The sequence below is a fragment of the Pseudomonas sp. 5Vm1k genome, from assembly GCF_056161485.1.
Genome location: NZ_JBSPCZ010000001.1, coordinates 683,161 through 701,309, shown reverse-complemented (window position 1 = coordinate 701,309; position 18,149 = coordinate 683,161). Strand labels below are relative to the sequence as shown.

At 60.9% G+C, this 18,149-nt stretch carries 11 protein-coding genes; 4 read left to right on the top strand and 7 right to left on the bottom strand.

Annotated features, from left to right (window positions below; all coding sequences use genetic code 11):
- The first annotated feature begins 27 nt into the window (after positions 1-27).
- The 4 genes from ACWIKB_RS03165 (at position 28) to glmS (ending at position 4,754) form a co-directional block, all read left to right on the top strand.
- Positions 28-453 carry a F0F1 ATP synthase subunit epsilon gene (locus ACWIKB_RS03165; RefSeq protein WP_201115593.1) on the top strand — a complete coding sequence of 142 codons (426 nt, stop codon included), beginning with the start codon at positions 28-30 and terminating at the stop codon, positions 451-453.
- 117 nt (positions 454-570) lie between these two features.
- A complete protein-coding gene (glmU, locus tag ACWIKB_RS03160) occupies positions 571-1,938 on the top strand; it encodes a bifunctional UDP-N-acetylglucosamine diphosphorylase/glucosamine-1-phosphate N-acetyltransferase GlmU (protein WP_475265281.1) in 1,368 nt (455 codons plus the stop codon).
- Between the two features lie 202 nt (positions 1,939-2,140).
- The gene (locus ACWIKB_RS03155) at positions 2,141-2,917 is read left to right on the top strand and encodes a DeoR/GlpR family DNA-binding transcription regulator (RefSeq protein WP_475265280.1); all 777 of its coding nucleotides are present in this window, start codon (positions 2,141-2,143) and stop codon (positions 2,915-2,917) included.
- Between the two features lies 1 nt (position 2,918).
- The gene (glmS, locus tag ACWIKB_RS03150) at positions 2,919-4,754 is read left to right on the top strand and encodes a glutamine--fructose-6-phosphate transaminase (isomerizing) (protein WP_475265279.1); all 1,836 of its coding nucleotides are present in this window, start codon (positions 2,919-2,921) and stop codon (positions 4,752-4,754) included.
- A 71-nt stretch (positions 4,755-4,825) separates the two neighbouring features.
- On the opposite strand, the gene pbpC is transcribed toward glmS, so the two are convergent.
- The 7 genes from pbpC to ACWIKB_RS03115 form a co-directional block, all read right to left on the bottom strand.
- Positions 4,826-7,132, bottom strand: coding sequence for a penicillin-binding protein 1C (gene pbpC / locus ACWIKB_RS03145; RefSeq protein ID WP_475265278.1), 2,307 nt, complete (start codon positions 7,130-7,132; stop codon positions 4,826-4,828).
- 8 nt (positions 7,133-7,140) lie between these two features.
- On the bottom strand, positions 7,141-12,966 hold the full coding sequence (locus ACWIKB_RS03140; RefSeq protein WP_475265277.1) for an alpha-2-macroglobulin family protein: 5,826 nt from the start codon (positions 12,964-12,966) through the stop codon (positions 7,141-7,143).
- A gap of 78 nt (positions 12,967-13,044) precedes the next feature.
- Entirely contained in the window at positions 13,045-13,977 is a 933-nt protein-coding gene (locus tag ACWIKB_RS03135; RefSeq protein ID WP_054048174.1) for a phosphatidate cytidylyltransferase, read from the bottom strand.
- 1 nt (position 13,978) lies between these two features.
- The gene (locus tag ACWIKB_RS03130; RefSeq protein ID WP_475265276.1) at positions 13,979-14,599 is read right to left on the bottom strand and encodes a lysophospholipid acyltransferase family protein; all 621 of its coding nucleotides are present in this window, start codon (positions 14,597-14,599) and stop codon (positions 13,979-13,981) included.
- Between the two features lie 11 nt (positions 14,600-14,610).
- Positions 14,611-15,066, bottom strand: coding sequence for a hypothetical protein (locus ACWIKB_RS03125; RefSeq protein WP_475265275.1), 456 nt, complete (start codon positions 15,064-15,066; stop codon positions 14,611-14,613).
- Positions 15,056-16,366, bottom strand: a complete 1,311-nt coding sequence (locus tag ACWIKB_RS03120) for a phosphatase PAP2/dual specificity phosphatase family protein (protein WP_475265274.1) — start codon at positions 16,364-16,366, stop codon at positions 15,056-15,058. The genes ACWIKB_RS03125 and ACWIKB_RS03120 overlap by 11 nt, the downstream gene beginning before the upstream one ends.
- On the bottom strand, positions 16,363-18,120 hold the full coding sequence (locus ACWIKB_RS03115; protein ID WP_475265273.1) for a bifunctional alpha/beta hydrolase/class I SAM-dependent methyltransferase: 1,758 nt from the start codon (positions 18,118-18,120) through the stop codon (positions 16,363-16,365). The genes ACWIKB_RS03120 and ACWIKB_RS03115 overlap by 4 nt, the downstream gene beginning before the upstream one ends.
- Positions 18,121-18,149 lie beyond the last annotated feature (29 nt).

The following is an 18,149-nucleotide window of genomic DNA, read 5'->3' as shown; positions in this document are numbered from 1 at the left end:
GGCGCTAATTTAGGTTGAGGCAATCAGATGGCTATGACAGTCCATTGCGATATCGTCAGCGCGGAAGGGGAAATCTTTTCCGGCCTGGTCGAGATGGTGATTGCGCACGGTGCACTGGGTGATCTTGGTATCGCCCTGGGTCACGCGCCGCTGATCACTAATCTCAAGCCAGGTCCAATCCGCCTGATCAAGCAGGGCGGGGAAACCGAGGTGTTTTACATCTCCGGTGGTTTCCTCGAGGTTCAGCCGAACATGGTCAAGGTTCTTGCCGACACCGTGCAACGTGCTGCCGACCTGGATGAAGCCTCCGCTCAGGAAGCCGTTAAGGCTGCCGAGAAGGCCTTGCATGAACGTGGTGCAGAATTCGATTACGGTTCTGCTGCCGCACGTCTGGCCGAGGCGACAGCTCAGCTGCGCACCGTCCAGCAGATCCGCAAGAAGTTCGGCGGTTAATTCGCCATCGACTTGTTGTGCGATTGATTAAAAAGGGTAGCCTCGGCTACCCTTTTTTCTTTTCCGATTTTCATAACCTGGTCGCAGTTGCTGACCACCCAGGATTGGTAGCCAGTCATGTCTCTTGAAATCGTTATCCTCGCTGCCGGCCAAGGCACTCGCATGCGGTCGGCGCTGCCAAAGGTTCTGCACCCGATTGCCGGCAACTCGATGCTGGGCCATGTTATCCACAGCGCCCGGCAACTTGATCCACAGCGCATCCATGTGGTGATCGGCCACGGCGCCGATGCGGTGCGTGAACGTCTGGCGGCGGATGACCTGAATTTCGTGCTGCAGGACAAGCAACTGGGGACCGGTCATGCCGTGGCCCAGGCAGTACCTTTCATAAAGTCCGATACGGTGTTGATCCTTTACGGCGACGTGCCGCTGATTGAAGTCGACACCCTGCAACGCCTGCTCAAACAGGTTGCGCCGCAGCAACTGGGCCTGCTCACCGTCGAACTGGATGACCCGACCGGTTATGGCCGTATCGTGCGTGATGCCGATGGCAAGGTTACCGCCATCGTCGAGCAGAAAGACGCCAACGAAGCCCAGCGCGCGATCACTGAAGGCAACACCGGCATTCTGGCCGTACCGTTTGAGCGCCTGGGTGACTGGATGAGCCGGCTCTCCAACAACAATGCCCAGGGCGAGTACTACCTGACCGACGTGATTGCCATGGCGGTCAGTGATGGTCTGGTGGTGGCTACCGAACAACCCCACGATGCCATGGAAGTGCAGGGCGCCAACGACCGCAAGCAACTCGCGGAGCTTGAGCGTCACTATCAATTGCGCGCCGGTCGCCGTTTGATGGCCCAGGGTGTGACCCTGCGTGATCCGGCTCGCTTCGATGTGCGCGGTGAGGTGACAGTCGGCCGCGATGTGCTGATCGACATTAACGTGATCCTCGAAGGCAATGTGGTGATCGAAGACGACGTGGTCATCGGCCCAAACTGCGTGATCAAGGACAGCACCCTGCGCAAAGGCGTAGTGATCAAGGCCAACAGTCATATCGAGGGCGCGATTCTGGGCGAAGGCAGCGATGCTGGCCCGTTCGCTCGTTTGCGTCCAGGCACCGTGCTTGAGGCGCGCGCCCATGTGGGTAACTTTGTCGAACTGAAAAACGCGCACATGGGTGAGGGCGCCAAGGCGGGTCATCTGACTTACCTGGGCGATGCCGAAATCGGCGCGCGGACCAACATTGGTGCCGGCACCATCACCTGCAACTACGATGGCGCGAACAAGTGGAAAACCGTCTTGGGTGAAGATGTATTCATTGGCTCCAACAACTCGTTGGTGGCGCCTGTGGATATCTCGGCGGGTGCGACGACTGCGGCGGGTTCAACCATTACCCAGAATGTGGATAACGCGCAGTTGGCCGTAGGCCGGGCGCGGCAGAAGAACATCGACGGCTGGAAGCGGCCGGTGAAGATCAAGAAGAGCTGAGTTATCCACAGCCTATGAAATTGCCTTCGCGGGCAAGCCTCGCTCCTACCGGGTTCGTGTCGTTCGCCAACATGCGAACGCTATAAAACCTGTAGGAGCGAGGCTTGCCCGCGAAGCTTTTTTTATCCCCATACGCTTGACGAAGTTTCGCCAATAGGTTTTGATTGGTTTCGTTATCTTTCGAATCGAAACTTACCAGCCCATGTCGAAGCGCAATACACCACAACGCCGCCACAACATCCTCGCCTTGCTCAACGAGCAGGGCGAAGTCAGTGTGGACGAACTGGCCAAGCGCTTCGAAACCTCGGAAGTTACGATTCGCAAGGATCTGGCGGCACTTGAGAGCAATGGCCTGCTGCTGCGCCGTTACGGTGGTGCGATCACCATACCGCAGGAATTGGTGGCGGACCTTGGCCAACCGGTTTCCAAGTACAAGCAAGCCATCGCTCGCGCCGCGGTCCTGCGGATTCGCGAACATGCGCGGATCATCATCGACAGCGGCAGCACCACTGCTGCCATGATCCCCGAACTCGGGCAGCAGCCCGGTCTGGTGGTGATGACCAATTCCCTGAATGTGGCCAGTGCCCTGAGCGAACTGGAGCACGAACCGGTGCTGTTGATGACCGGCGGCACCTGGGATCCGCATTCCGAGTCCTTTCAGGGGCAGGTGGCCGAGCAGGTACTACGCTCTTACGACTTTGACCAGTTGTTCATCGGTGCCGATGGCATCGACCTGGTCCGTGGCACCACCACCTTCAATGAATTGCTGGGATTGAGCCGGGTGATGGCTGAAGTCGCCCGGGAAGTGGTCGTCATGGTCGAGGCCGACAAGATCGGCCGCAAGATTCCTAACCTGGAGCTGCCGTGGAGCAGCGTCCATACCCTTATTACCGATGATCGCCTGCCGCTGGAGGCACGGGATCAGATTCAGGCCCGCGGTATCAACGTGATCCTCGCGGCAGTCAGTCAGGAGAAATAGCATGTGTGGAATTGTCGGCGCAGTCGCAGAACGTAACATCACCGCCATCCTGCTCGAAGGTCTGAAACGCCTGGAATACCGAGGCTATGACAGCGCCGGTGTGGCGGTCTTCACCAACGACGGGATCCTTGATCGCGTCCGTCGTCCGGGCAAGGTCAGCGAGCTGGACCAAGCCCTGACCGAGGCACCGCTAGTTGGCCGTCTGGGCATCGCCCATACCCGCTGGGCGACCCATGGCGCGCCTTGCGAACGCAACGCCCACCCGCATTTCTCCGGGCAGAACCTGGCCGTTGTGCACAACGGCATCATCGAGAACCACGAAGCCCTGCGCGAACAGTTGAAGGCCCAGGGTTACGTGTTCACCTCGGACACCGACACCGAAGTCATCGCCCACCTGCTGGCGCATAAACTCAAGGATCTGCACGACCTGACCGTCGCCCTCAAGGCCACTGTCAAAGAGCTGCACGGTGCTTACGGTCTGGCGGTTATCAGCGCTGATCAACCGGATCGTCTGGTCGCCGCCCGCAGTGGCAGCCCGTTGGTGATCGGTCTGGGCCTGGGGGAAAACTTCCTCGCTTCCGATCAACTGGCCCTGCGTCAGGTCACAGACCGCTTTATGTACCTGGAAGAAGGCGACATCGCCGAGATTCGTCGCGACAGCGTGCAAATCTGGGACATTGACGGCAAAGCCGTTGAGCGCGAAGCCGTGCAGTACGGCGATAACGCGGAATCTGCAGAAAAGGGCGAATACCGCCACTTCATGCTCAAGGAAATCCATGAGCAGCCTTCGGTGGTGCAACGCACGCTGGAAGGCCGCCTGAGCCAGCAACAAGTCTTGGTGCAAGCCTTCGGTCCAGAGGCGCCCGAGCTGTTCGCCAAAGTTCGCAACGTGCAGATCGTCGCCTGCGGCACCAGCTACCACGCCGGTATGGTTGCCCGTTACTGGCTTGAAGAGCTGGCCGGTATCCCGTGCCAGGTCGAAGTCGCCAGCGAATTCCGCTACCGCAAAGTCGTGGTGCAGCCCGACACCCTGTTCGTGACCATCTCCCAGTCCGGCGAAACCGCCGATACCCTGGCTGCCCTGCGTAATGCCAAGGAACTGGGTTTCCTCGCCAGCCTGGCGATCTGCAACGTCGGCATCAGCTCCCTGGTGCGTGAATCCGACCTGACCCTGCTGACTCAGGCGGGTCGCGAAATCGGCGTGGCCTCGACCAAAGCCTTCACCACTCAGTTGGTGGGTTTGTTGCTGCTGACCCTGTCCCTCGGTCAGGTGCGCGGCACGTTGGCCAAAGGCGTCGAGGCCACTCTGGTGGAAGAGCTGCGTCGCTTGCCAACCCGTCTGGGCGAAGCGCTGGCGATGGACAGCACCGTGGAAAAAATCGCCGAGCTGTTCGCCGATAAGAACCACACCTTGTTCCTGGGCCGTGGTGCGCAATACCCGGTGGCGATGGAAGGGGCCTTGAAGCTTAAGGAAATCTCCTACATCCACGCCGAAGCCTACCCGGCCGGCGAGCTGAAACACGGCCCGTTGGCGCTTGTGGATAACGACATGCCGGTGGTCACCGTGGCGCCGAACAACGAGCTACTGGAGAAGTTGAAATCCAACCTCCAGGAAGTCCGCGCCCGTGGCGGCCAGTTGATCGTCTTCGCTGACGAAAAGGCCGGCATGGTCAATGGTGAAGGCACCTATGTTGTGCAGATGCCGCACATCCACGACATCCTGTCGCCGATCCTCTACACCATCCCGCTGCAGTTGTTGTCGTACTACGTGGCGGTGTTGAAAGGCACGGACGTCGACCAGCCGCGCAACCTGGCGAAGTCGGTGACGGTGGAATAAGTTATCCACAGGTGTTGTAACTTATAGAGGTCGCTGCGGAGTGCCTGATGACGGCTGTTAAACACAGCCGCTCAGGGCACAAACTCCACCCGCAGTCCTCTGCTCGCACTGCGACCCTGATCATCAGTGACGCGCAACTGATACACCCCGGACTTGCCCGGCCGCCAGTTCAACGCGGTCTGCGGCGAGCCTTGGCCGATCAATGTCTGGTCGGCAAACCAATAGAGGTTCAACGCATCACTGGCCGCATTGGCGCTCAGGGAGATGCTGTCCTGTGGCTGGGAAAGCCGCAGCTGATAGCTGACCTGGGTGAGTGGCGACCTGATTTGTGGCGCTTCGCTCTGATCGCTAGTGGGGTTGGGCTGGCAGTTTTTAACTACATTGGGCGGTGCGCGCCGGGGCAGGCCGGCGGCGCGGTACAGGCGTTGCACGTCGCTGGGCCAGAACTCGAAGACTTCTTCGCGGGTGTACTGCGGATCGAACGGTGCGCAGGCGGCTTTGCCGGTGCGGGTATCGATCAATACCGGGCGGTGCAGGTTGGACACGCGGATCGGAGAGACGCCGGGGATGTACCAGGTTTTGCGCGTCGACGGGCACCAGCGGTTCGGCAATTCACCGGACGCGGCGCAGATGTCGATTCGTGTCAGTCCGGCAGGCGGTTTGTCGACTCGATCCGCCACCGTCGGCAATGCCAAGGGCAGGGCGTCGGCGATGCGAAAGAACAGCGGTGCTGCGGTTTTTGCACCGATGAATTCCGGGTTGGGGCGGCCGTCGAAGTTACCGACCCATACCACCAACACGTACGGCCCGACGATGCCCGCACTCCAGGCATCGTGAAAGCCCCACGACGTGCCGGTTTTCCACGCGGTACGCCAGTGACGGCCTCGGCTGTCGGCGGGTAAGCCATCGGGGCGCGGGTTGCGCCTGAGCATGTCACGGACCATGAAGGCGGATTGTGGTGTCAGTAACGCATCGCCGCTGCTCTGCGGTTGTTCGCTCAGATAGCGCAGTGGTCGCAAATGGCCGTCGCCGGCCAGCATCAGGTACAGCCGCGCCAACTCCTCGGGCGTCATCTCGCCGCCACCCAAAGCCAACGCCAAACCGTAATGGCTCTCGCCGCGCAGACCCTTGATTCCGGCCTGCTGCAAAAAGCCGTACAACGATGGGGATTTGACCTGGCTGGCCAGCCACACCGCCGGAATATTGCGGCTGCGAATCAACGCATCGCGGGCAGTCAACGGACCGACATAACTGCCATCGAAATTTTCCGGCTGGAAATAACCGAAGCTACTCGGCATGTCCTTGAGAATGCTCATCGGGTGGATCAGCCCCTGGTCCAACGCCAGCCCATAGAGAAACGGCTTGAGGGTCGAGCCGGGGGAGCGCCGCGCCAGAATGCCGTTGACCTGCCCATGCAAGGCTGTGGATAAGTAGTCCGCCGAGCCGATAAGTGCCTTGACGCTCTGGTCGCGGCTGTCCACCAGAATCGCCGTCGCGTTTTCAATACCGGCACTTTTGCGCTCGGCAATAAAACCGCTGATCAGACGTTCCAGCAACTGCTGCAAGGGCAAGTTGAGCGTGCTATTGAGCTCATTGCCGGTTTGGGCGGCCAGCAATTGTTCGCTCAGATGCGGCGCCAGAAACGGAATTTGCTGCCGGTTGCGCGCTTCCAGCGGCAGCTCCAGCAAACTGCTGTTACGTGGATCGTCGGGATAGGTCTCACGCCATTGCGTCATCAAACGCAGTCGAGCGTTCTGTAAGGAGGGTCCGAAATTGGCGCGGCGCCCCGGTTGCTGCGGAATCACTGCCAGCGCCAAGGCTTCGGACAACGACAACTGCGCCGCCGATTTGCCGAAGTAAATCCGGCTGGCCGCTTCGGCGCCTTCGATGTTGCCGCCCATCGGCGCCAGATTGAGGTAGGCCTCAAGAATCTCGTGTTTGCTGTAACGCGCTTCCAGCCACAAGGCCAGGGCCATTTGTTGCAGCTTGCCAGGGATTTTCCGGGTGTTGAGGTCCCACAGACGTCGCGCCAGTTGCATGCTCAACGTTGAGCCGCCCTGACGCTGGCCACCGCTGTAAGTGGCGGTGGCCGCCCGCAGCAGCGCCGGAGGATTGATCCCCGGATGCCAAAAGAAATTGCGGTCTTCCTTAAGCAGCAGCGCTTCGACCAACGACGGCGAGATGCGCTCCAGTGGTAGCCATAAACGATACTGGCCGTCGGCGGCCAGGGTCATGCGCAGCAGCGATCCGTCGTCCGCCAGCACTTGGCGTGATGAAGACGTCGCTTCGGCCAGCGGTGCATGGGGCCACACTCTTAGCCCCAGCAAAACCGCCCCCACCGCTAATCCAATCGCCAGCAGGGGTTTGAATCGTCGCACCGGGTTTCTCAAGGTTTGACGATTTCAAGCTGACCGACTTTGCCACGGCCTTGCAGGGTGGTCTCGTACATACCTTCGGCGTAGGCCGGTGGCGTGTTGAAGGTCCCGGCATTGGTGGCGCGCACACGGTAAACGAAGGTGCCGACATCGCGCCGCGCCGTACCGTAGAACACTACGCGGTCATCGCGCACATCGATGTAGTTCGGTTGCCAGTCGCTCAACGCGCTTTCACCAACAGGAGGTTGCCAGGCTTCGGTTTCTTCGCTGTCTTCGGCGTATTGCGACTCCTCGTCTTCCTCGCTGGCGGCTTTCGGTTCCGGTGGCAGGCGATACACCGGCTCGACCCCGCCCGGCAGCAAATCGACGATCGCCACTTGCTGCACCTGATCACGATTGGTGGCGCGCAGTCGCAGGCGCACCAGGAATTCATCGCCGACACTCACTTTGCTGACTGCTTTGCCGTCCAGGTTGAGGTATTCGTGGATGATCTCCAGGCCATTGTTGATTGGCTTGAGGGTGCCGCGTTCAAACCCCGCCTCGCTGAGCATGTAGAACGCGGCCGGGCCGTCGGTTTTTTCCATGAGCAGTTTTTTCGTGCCGGTCGGTACGGCCGCGCGAGGCGGCTGGCCTGCCATCTCCAACAGTTGTTGCTGCTTCTCGCCCAACCAGGCCGAGGCCTTGAGGGTCATGTCGCTTTGCGCGCGCTGGCCGTAGTTGTCCAGGCCACGCAACAACAGCGCGGCAGACAGCGAATTGTAACGCTGCTCGTTGAGGCGCTTGCCGAGGTTATCCAGCAGGCTCACTGGCACATCGTCGAGCAACTCGGGGAAATGGCGGCTGAGCAAATGCAGGTGCTCGGCGTCGTGCACCAACGGGTCGTAATACAAACCGTCGCTTTCCCAGCCGTCGGCGATGGTGCGCCACGGGATCTTGCGAAACAGCGCATCGGCCTGACTGTCCTGCTTGAGCAATTTGTAACTGGCGGCGAGGTAAGCGGCGCCCAAATCATTTTTCCAGTTGTCTTTGAAGTAGGTTTCGTAACGCTCGCGGATATCGCTCAAGGCGCCACTGACCAGAATCCCCTGGCGGCTCAACAAGTAACTGGCGTAGGCGCGGTTGCGCAACTCCGGCCGGCCTTCGCTCGGGCCGTTGGCCAGGTCGGTGAGGTAAGCGTTGGCGCGCACCAGCAGGTCTTCCGGTACCGGCAAGCCGCGCTCCTTGGCTTCGATCAGGAAGTCGGTGGCATACAGGCTGGCGTAAGGTGCGACGTCCGGGCTGGCCGCCCACAGGCCAAAACCGCCGGCCTGATTCTGCCGCTGACGGAGCATCCGTACCGCGCCGGTGAAGGCTTGTTCCGCCTCGGGTGCTGTGCCGCCCCAGATCAACGCCGGCATCGCCTTGGAGACCAATTGTTCGGTGCAGGCGTAACCATAGTCATCCAGGTAATGCTTGAGACCATTGGCCCAGACCAGTGGCGAAGCGGCGACTCCCACTTGCACATTGCGCAGTTGCGGGTACAGGTCGCGGGTGAGTTTCAGCTCTTTGCTGGCGCTGTCGAAACGGCCGAGGCTGAGGGCCACCCGGTGCTCGCTCAACGGCCGGATCGAGGTAGTTTCCGCGACCTGGATGCGTTTGCCGTCCGGCAGCACCGCGACAAAGCGCAAGTCCGCCGAGCCGAGGTTTTCCAGGACCTTGATGCGGAACTCTGCCACGCCTTCCTTGCGCGGTTGCAGCTCCAGAGTGTTGTTCTGAGCGCCTTCGACTTTCAGCCCGCTGCTGGTTTGCAGCTCGAATTTCACCTTGGCGGCCGTGTCGAGGTTGCTGAACACGCCAGCGCTGACGCTGAACACGTCGCCCGGTGCGACAAACGCCGGCACGTTCGGCGTGATCACCAGTGGCCCGCGCACATCGGTAGTGGCTTCACTGACGCCGACGCTGTCGGCATCCACTGCAACGGTAAACAGATGCAGCTTGCCGTTGAAGCTGTCCGGAACCTGGTAATGCAGAACGGTTTCCCCGGCCGGCAAGTCGACCAGCCCCGACCACCAGGCCACGGGTGGCTGGTGTTTGCGTTTGAACGGGTTGAGGTGCGAAGCCAAAGCGTTTTCGGTATCGCCGCCCGGCGCTGCGCCACTGAGCAAGCGGCTGAATTCCGGCAGGATCAGGTCAAGAATCTGACTGGTGCCGACTTCCAGCGCGCGTTTCTGGAAGAAGTGACTCAGCGGGTCCGGCGCCTTATAGCGCGCGACTTGCAGGATGCCTTCGTCCACTGCGTAGACCACGGCACGGGAAGGTCGGTCAGCCGTGACCTTGATATCCAGCATTTGCCCCGGCTCGATTTTCGCCGGGCCTTCGACCTTCAGCGCCATGCGCCGTGCATCGAGGTTGATACTGAACGGCACCACGCCATAGGACAGTGGGCTCATATAAACCTCGGACGAACCGATGTCCCGCACGAACTGCACGTTGATGTAGGCGTTGCCTTCAATCCCGGCGGGCACACGAATGTGCTGCACGCTGTTGGTGCTGTCGGCCTTGAACCATTGCTGGGTGTAAACCTTGTCACGCTCGATGGTGATCAAACCGGCACCGGTATAAGGCGCACGAATGCTGATGGCGATCTCATCGCCAGTGGCGTAGCTGCGCTTGTCCAGACGCAGTTGCAGTTCGGCGTTGCGCTCCAGGGACCGTGAGGTGTTGGCGCGCCCGGCGACGCTGTAATTGATGGCGTTGAGCAGGTTGCCGCTGGCGTCCTTCAATTGCAGGGTGTAATCGCCAGGTGTGCTGGTGTTCAGCGTCTGTTTAGCGCCGGTCTTGCCCAACATGAGAGGCGTGGCCGGTTGGCTGATGTTCTTGACCCGCGACTCGTATTTGTAGGTGCCGTTGGCTTGCTTGATCAACACCGAAACGTAGCGATGCTCCACCAACTCGGTGCTCAGGCCATCCACCCCTCGCGGGCTGAGGTCCGGCGCGACGGCCAGCCATTGCACTTGGCGCAGGGTGTCCTTGGCCACATAACCAAGGGCATCCTGGCTGTTCACGCCCACCAGATACGGCGCCGAGGACACCAGCAGACTGCTTTGCGCCGCGACGTTGCGGCCACCTTCGGCCTCATAGACCTGGGTCATGACTTGCAGACGATAGGTGCTGTTGGCGAAGCGTTGCAGGTTGAGGTCGAGCACAGCCTGGCCGTTATCGTCGGCCTCGACTTCCGCCAGGTCCTCGGAGTTGGGTGCTTCCAGAGCGTCGTTAAGATGGAATCGATAATCGGGGTAGCGTTCAAACGCCGCGTCCGTCGGGCTCAGGGACATTTTGGCGGTCACTCGACGGCCGGCGGCCGGGGCGCCAAACAGGTGCAGGGCGGTAACCTTGGCCACCACTTGGTCTGGCGGAATCCAGCCGACCACCGGGGTGTCATGCAGGGTCAGGCTGACCTTCATGCGGTCCGGCTCAAAGTCGCGAACCTTGAAGCTGACGCTGCCCAGGTCGGTGCGGGTCTTTTTATCGCCCACCAGTTGCAGGGTCGCGGTGTAATCCCCCGCTGGCGCGACTTCGCTGCTGGCGAAATCAAAGCTCTCAAAGCCTGAAGCCGACAGTTTTAGCGGCTGGCGAATGACTTCCATGCCACGAGGGTCGAGGATTTTCAGTTCCACCGGCAGGCCTTGCAAACTCCCTTTCCAGTTACCGCTGCGCACGATCATGCCCAGGTGCGCCGTCTCGCCGGGGCGATAGAGGCCACGGTCGGTAAACAGGTAGGCGCTCAACCGCTCGGTGGCGCCGTCTTCTTGCAGGCCGCCGACGTCGAAGCGCGACAGGTCCAACTGCTGGGACTGGCGGGCAATCGGCAGGAAAGACTGGTCGTTGCCGCGGGTCACCACGTACATCAGTGGTGTTTTTTCACGGCGCAACTCATCGAGTTTGGCGAAGTGCACATGGCCGTCGGCGTCGGTTCTGCCGCTGCTCACCGGCAAGCCGTTACGGCCGATGATGTCGACCTGGGCCTCGGCCACGGGCGAGCCGTTGCCGATCGATTGCACGTAGACATCATGGCTGCCGTCGCTGGAGCGCTTGGCGATGATCCCCAGGTCGGTCACCACAATGAAACGCAGGTCGTCGGTGGTGTTGCGTGAATAGCGGTCGAAGGTTCGTTCGGACGGCTCGTCCTGCGAACTCAACTTGAGCACGAAAATACCCCGTCGTCCGCCATTGGCGTTGAGGTAACGGCTGAGGTCGACGTTGTCGTAAACGGTCTTCGACGGGTCTGCGGCGTTCAGCGGGATGTCCAGGGACATGCGCTCGACCATCCGGTCGAAATAGTCATTACTGAAATTGGGCCGGGCGAAGCTGCCGCTGCTCTGGTCCACCAGGTGTTGCAACTGGTTGGGCAGCAAACGGGCGATTTCCACATGGGCGCCGGGCACGCCGCGAGCCATGAAGCCCAGGCGCTTCTCGCCGTTGAGGCTCAGCAGTGCGCCGTCGGACATGAACTGCAACGTGCGCGGGTAGGCCGGCATGCTCACCAGGGACGCCGTCGGATTCTTCGCCAGATAACCGCCGATGGCTTCGAGGTTGGCCGGGACGCGCACGTACAATGCACGACCTGCCGGTGCCTTGAACTTGAAGGCGTGCTGGGTGTTGAGCGGTTCGATGCTCGGCACGTGGGTCAGCGTGACCTTGGTGCTGCGGGCCAGCAGCTTTTCGTCGATGTCTTTGGTGTACCAGGACGTATGATCGTCGGCGAGTTTCTCCGGCAGCAGCCAGGCTTGCACCTTGCCGGCCAGCATCTCGTCGGTCACGGCGCTGGAACTGCTGAACATGATCACGGGTTCAGGTTCGCCGCGCTCGTTGTCGACAAACTGAACCTCGGCGTTGCCGAAGGTCAGGCGATAGCGACCCGGCACGACGACTTCAGTGATTAGCGGTGCAGGGCTGACGTTGCCGCCGTCCCGAGCCTTGATGCCTTCATCGAGCTTGATCATCACCGCAACGCTTTCCAGCGGTGTCGCGAGGGCGGCGGAGCGCACGTAGGCATTGAGCTTGTGTTCGTCCAAGCTGATTTCAGGCTTGTTCGGCGCCTGGGCGTCGCGATAGGCCAAGCCTGTACCGAGGGTCACTGTCACCCGTTTACGCAAGCTTTCCTCGTCCACCGGGTGGGTGAAGCGAAAGGTCGCGACGTGCTGTTTCAGTGTCGGGTTGACCGGGTCTTGATACAGCTCGCTCTGGATCAGGCGGCCGCCAAAGGATGAGGTGGTCACCTTGCTACTGTATTGGTTCAACAGCACGCCATCGGCCAACAGGTTTTTCTTCGCGAGGTCGAGGCTGTACTCGGCGTTGATCGGCCAGTCCTGATCCGGTACGAACACCAGGTTGCGATCATCGGCCCAGCGCCAGTTACCTTTGACGGCGGGTTTGAGGGTGATGCCCTTGGTGACCGGTTTGCCGATGTCCTGCAACGGCGCCACGGATTCATTGAAGTGGATTTGCAGGTGATCGATGGTGGGCGGCGTTTCGGTGTAGACCGTCAGGTTCGGCGAGTGCACCGAGTAGGTCACGGTGTGCGGTTGCGGCAGGTTGGAATACCAATGCCAGCCATACAAACCGGCGGCCACCAGCAGCGCCAGGCCCAGCACTGCACCGGTAATCTGCTTTGGATAGGGCCGGGCCTTGTGCCCCAGCGCTATCAGGCGTTTGCCCAGGGCTGGCACCCAGGAGGGCGGCTGCCATTGGCCGAAAATCGATTTAAGCAGCCAGCCCAAGAGGCTGAAAAGCGCACCCATGACTGTTAAAAAAGCACCGAAAAAACGGCGGCTGGTTTTTTTGAACGAGTCGAACATGGTGCGCATCCTTGGCAAAGTGCGGCATATCCTACACGCGAACCTCCAAAGTGTTGCGGGGCTTTTAGCTCAAGGCTTTCAAGTCCACCAGTAGCGCACCAGATGAAAGAAAATCGGCGCCGCAAAACACACCGAATCCAGCCGATCCAGCATCCCGCCATGACCTTCGATCATGTGTCCCCAATCCTTCACGCCGCGATCACGCTTGATCGCCGACATCACGATGCCGCCGGCAAACCCCAGCAAGTTGATCAGCAGCGCAATCAAGAACGACTGCCACGGGTTGAAGGGCGTGGTCCACCACAACGCTGCGCCGATCAGCGACGACAGCAGCACGCCGCCGACAAAACCCTCGACTGTTTTCGAGGGCGACAGATTGGGCGCGATTTTGTGTTTGCCAAACAACTTGCCGCACACGTACTGCAGCACGTCCGATAGCTGGACCACGATCACCAGGTAAGCGATCAGCAGCAGGTTGCGACCTTCATAACCGACGATGTCCAGGGTCAGCAGGGCGGGGACGAACGACACGCAGAACACCGCGATCATCAAGCCCCATTGCACTTTCGACGCCCGTTCCAGGAAGTGCGTGCTGTCGCCACCCAGCGAGGCGAGGATCGGCAGCAGCAAGAACACGTACACCGGGATAAAGATCGAAAACAGGCCGTACCAATCGAAATAGATCAGCAGGTATTGCAGTGGTAACGCCAGGTAAAACGCCGCCACCAGCGCCGGATAGTCACTGCGTCGCGTGGGTGTGAGGGTGAGGAATTCGCGCAGGGCATAGAACGACACTGCGTAGAACAGCAGGATCACCGCGCCGGTCCCCAGCCAGAAGGCGATGCCAATCACCAGCACCATCACCCACCAGGCATTGATGCGGGCATTGAGGTTGTCGACCACCGCGTTGGGCGTGCCGCGTGTGCGCAGTTTGAGAATCAGGCCAATCAGCGAGGCCAGCACCAGGATCATGCCGATCCCGCCAAACAGCATCAGGGTTTGTCTATCCATGTCAGGAATGCTCCGGGGCGAGGGCCAGCAGCGCGTCGCGGCTGCGTGTCAGGAAGTGCTCTTTGCTCTCGTCTTCTTCCAATTGCAGCGGCGTTCCGAAACTGGTGGTACACAGCAGCGGCAATGGCAGCACCCGGCCTTTGGGCATGACCCGATTGAGGTTGGCGATCCATACCGGAATCACTTGGGCCTGTGGGTAACTTTTTGCCAAGTGATACAGGCCGCTTTTGAAGGGCAGCAGGCCGTCCTCCGGATTGCGCGTGCCTTCGGGAAAGAGGATCAGTGAATCGCCTTTCTCCAGCGCATCGAGCATCGGCTGCAACGGGTTATCCACAGGGTCCTTGCGCTCGCGGTCGATCAGCACGCCGTTGAACACCCGGCTGATGATGTAACGGCGCACTGCGCTTTTATTCCAGTAATCGCTGCCGGCCACCGGGCGCGTGAGTTTGCGCAGGGCGGGGGGCAGCGAAGCCCACAACAGCACGAAATCGCCGTGGCTGCTGTGGTTGGCGAAGTAAATCCGTTGCACCGGTTCCGGCGCGCAGCCCATCCACAGGCTGCGAGCACCGGTGACGGTGCGGGCCATGGAGGTGATGAGGGTGGCGACCACAGGTTCGAACATGAATGATTTCCTTATCCGGCGAAGGACAGCCAAGGGCTGGCCAGGATGACCGCCAATGCGGGCAGCACCTGCGCGAGCAGTAGGACCGCCTGGTTACGCAGCAGTTTCAAAGCGCCACGTTGACGTTCGGCCCAAGGCCGGCCGGCGCGGCTGGCCGGTTGCAGGCCGAGGCTTTGCAAGGCCTGGTCGAGGGCTTGAGTGCGGTCCGGCAGTGCGTCAGCGTCCCGGGCGACCAGGGCAAACAAGTCAGCGTCGAAGGCCACCCGAAACGCCCAGTATTTTTGCATCAGCCCCACGATGATCAGCCAGGCACTGAGAAGCAGGCCCAGCGCAACCGGAGTAATCAGCAGCAGTTGCAATAGGCCGAACAGCACACCGAGCAAAGTCAGCCCTGTGGATAACTGATCGAGTGTGCGGCCCCGACGCAACAGACTGGCGACCACCTGCAGTTCCATATCAACCGGCATAGGCATTCTCCAATGCTTGGCGATGGGCCGTGTGCAGCACTACGTGCGGGCGTGCGGCACGGATCATCGCCACAGCGGCATCGACGCTCGTCGCTCGACCGCTGTGCAACAACCACGCGGCGACCGCCGTGGCACTGCGCGAATAACCCAACGCGCAGCAAACCAGCAGCGGGCCCTGCTGGCGCAGTTGTTCAATGGCTTGGGCGGCGGCGAGGCATTGCTCGGCATTGGGCGCCGTCAGGTCGAGGACAGGAATGCTTTGATAGGCACGGCCTCGCGGATCAAGCGGCAGCTCAGCACAGAGATCGACCACGGCTTTGAACGGCGCCAATTGGTCAGCGTCGGGAAGCCTGCCGAGCCAAACGTTATCCACAACCTCATTGGGTTGTGGATGTTTGCGGGTCCACAGCCGTGAATTGAGCCACGCCGCCGCGACATAAGGCGCGAACAACCAGCGTGCAGCCGGGCTCAGTCGACCGTCAGCGCGTTTCTGAAACCCGGCGGCGTCCAGCAGCGCGTAGTTGAGCGCCACCAACAGCAGTGCCACGGCGGGCCAGATCAGCCACAGCCATCCGCCGCCCAGGCCAAAGGCTGGAGTGGCGAATATTGCGGCGCCCACGCCGTAGCACAAGGCCAGGCGCCAGCGTTTCGAATCCTTGGCCAGTCGCAGGCTGGTCAAGGGACTCGGCCGATCCAGTGGCCACAACCACACGCACAACCAACCGGCGAGGGCGCCTGTGGGTAAGTCGATAAAGTGATGTTGATAAGTGGTCAGCACCGAAATCCCGATCAGCGCAAACCAACCATGCACCAGCCAGCGCCACACACCTTGCGAGTGCCGTTGGTACATGACCCATAGAATCACCAACAGCGCGATGTGCAGCGATGGCGCCTGATTGAACGGCTTGTCGAACCCCGCCAGCACTGCAAACAGCCAGCCGAATATGCCGTCCAGTTCCGGTCGTTCGAAGGTGAAGCGCAGCGGCCACAAGAGGAAGCAACTGACCGAGATCACTTGCGCGCTCAGCAAGCGCAAGGCGTGGCGTTTGAGTTCATGGCGACTGTTGGGCAGCAGCAGTGAAAACCCGTACAGCAGATCAATCGTCCAGTAGGGCACGATGGTCCACGCCCAGAAAGGCATGGCCGTTTCCCAATCGAAAACGAAAGTGCCGACGTCGCTGCGCTGGTTCGTCACCCAGGTGGCAAAGCCGTAGCTGGCGAAAAACAGCGGCGCCAGCAACAGCAGCCAAAGCACGGCTGGTTTGAGCAAACCCGGTTCTCGGGGGGCCGCCACCATCATTGCACCCGTTGCGCGAGGGACACGGTGAAGATCCCCCATTCATCCACTCGCTGGGTGATTTTGCGGAAACCCGCTGCTTCCACCAGTTGATCCATTTCCGCCTGGCTGCGCCGACGCATCACCCAGGCCTGGCCTTGACGGTGACTGGTGAGGGCGCGGGCGATCAATTCCAGCTGCGGGTGCCACGGCTGACCGGTGTAAACCAGATAACCACCGGGCTCCACGGCTTCGGCCAAACCGGCCAGGGAGCCGCCGACCATCGTGTTGTCGGCAAACAGTTCATACAACCCCGAAACCACCGCCAGTGTTGGCTTGGGCTCAAGCGCCGCCAGATCGGCACGATCAAACGCATCGCCTTTGACGAATTGCGCGATGTCCCCCAGGCCTTTATCGCGGATCAGCGCGCCGCCGTCCCGCACGTTGATGTCGCTGTAATCGCGCAGCAGGATCGATTCCGGCAACGGACTGACACCCTGCAAGGCTTCAAGAATGTAGCGGCCATGGCCGGCGGCGATGTCGACGATGCGCACCGGGCGACCTTCGTCGCGCAGTTTGCCCATGGTCAGACGCAGCAATTCTTCGACGTTGAGCTTGCGCTGGCGAATGCCGCGCCAGCCGATGGAGTTCAGGTAGTTCTGGTCAATCATCCGCCCGAGCCCGCCCTTGCCGGTGGGCTGGTTGCGGTACACGTAATCGAGGGTGCTGCCGGAGTCGAAACCGGTGTCGAAGCCCAATTTGACGCCATCGGACAATTTGCTGCCCAGACGCATGCTGGCACGGGTCATGCGCCAGTACAGGTCACGCAACGAGTTGTGCGGCAGTGGGGCGGCAAGGGATTCGGATTCGGCGCAGGTCAGGCCGATTTTGTCGGCGTCGAGCAGCGAAGCGCGGTCCAGCGGGTAGTCGAAGTTTTGCAGGATAAAACGCTTGGCGCTGGCCACGGCCACGGCGCGATCACGCTCACCGAGGGTGTCGTGGAAGAAGCCTGGAAGGATGTGTTTTTCCTTTTTCAGGCTGCCCAGGCGTTCGAAAAATTGTTCCTGGGGTTTGCGGTGGACCACAAAATCCGAGCCGGAAATCAGCAGTTGGGTCGGCACCTGAATCGCCTGGGCGTCAGCTACCACGCGGTCGGCGGCTTCGTACAAGCCGAGCAACACATTCACCGAAATCGCTTTGGTGATCAGCGGATCGCTGTCGTAGGACGCCACGCGCTCAGGGTCATGGCTAAGGAACTTGGCCTTGACGTAGCTGTTGACGAAAAAGTTGCCGCGAAACTTGCGCATCAGCGCCAGGCCCGGGCGGGCGAACGGCACGTAGAGCTTGACCTTGAACGCCGGCGAGGCGAGCACCAAGGCGCGAATGCGCGGTGCGTAGTCGTGAACCCAGGTCGAGACGATCACGGCGCCGACGCTCTGGGCGATCACGGCCATGTTCTCTTCGTCGATCTGGTGGGCCGCGCTCAGGTGATCGCAAAAGGTCTGCACGTCTCGCACGCTGGTGGCGAAACTCGGGCTGTCACCGCGCGCACCGGGAGACTGGCCGTGGCCGCGAGCGTCCCAGGCAAAGAAATCGAACTCGGGCAGGTTCAGCTCATCCACCAGGTGGGCGATGCGCCCGGAGTGTTCATGCCCGCGATGAAACAGCAGCACCGCTTTGCGCGGTTCGCCCGGATTGCCAGCGGTTGCCGGCCAGTGGCGGTAGAACAGCTCAACGCCGTCGTGGGTGGTGAAGGTCTGTTGCTGAGTTTCACGCATTGCATGTTCCTTATGCTGGGGGCGGCCTT

Coding starts and splice junctions, on each gene's coding strand:
- glmU (WP_475265281.1), top strand. CDS start 571: ATGTCTCTTGAAATCGTTATCCTCGCTGCCGGCCAAGGCACTCGCATG.
- ACWIKB_RS03115 (WP_475265273.1), bottom strand. CDS start 18,120: ATGCGTGAAACTCAGCAACAGACCTTCACCACCCACGACGGCGTTGAG.
- ACWIKB_RS03130 (WP_475265276.1), bottom strand. CDS start 14,599: ATGTTCGAACCTGTGGTCGCCACCCTCATCACCTCCATGGCCCGCACC.
- glmS (WP_475265279.1), top strand. CDS start 2,919: ATGTGTGGAATTGTCGGCGCAGTCGCAGAACGTAACATCACCGCCATC.
- ACWIKB_RS03155 (WP_475265280.1), top strand. CDS start 2,141: ATGTCGAAGCGCAATACACCACAACGCCGCCACAACATCCTCGCCTTG.
- ACWIKB_RS03125 (WP_475265275.1), bottom strand. CDS start 15,066: ATGCCGGTTGATATGGAACTGCAGGTGGTCGCCAGTCTGTTGCGTCGG.
- ACWIKB_RS03140 (WP_475265277.1), bottom strand. CDS start 12,966: ATGTTCGACTCGTTCAAAAAAACCAGCCGCCGTTTTTTCGGTGCTTTT.
- ACWIKB_RS03165 (WP_201115593.1), top strand. CDS start 28: ATGGCTATGACAGTCCATTGCGATATCGTCAGCGCGGAAGGGGAAATC.
- ACWIKB_RS03120 (WP_475265274.1), bottom strand. CDS start 16,366: ATGATGGTGGCGGCCCCCCGAGAACCGGGTTTGCTCAAACCAGCCGTG.
- ACWIKB_RS03135 (WP_054048174.1), bottom strand. CDS start 13,977: ATGGATAGACAAACCCTGATGCTGTTTGGCGGGATCGGCATGATCCTG.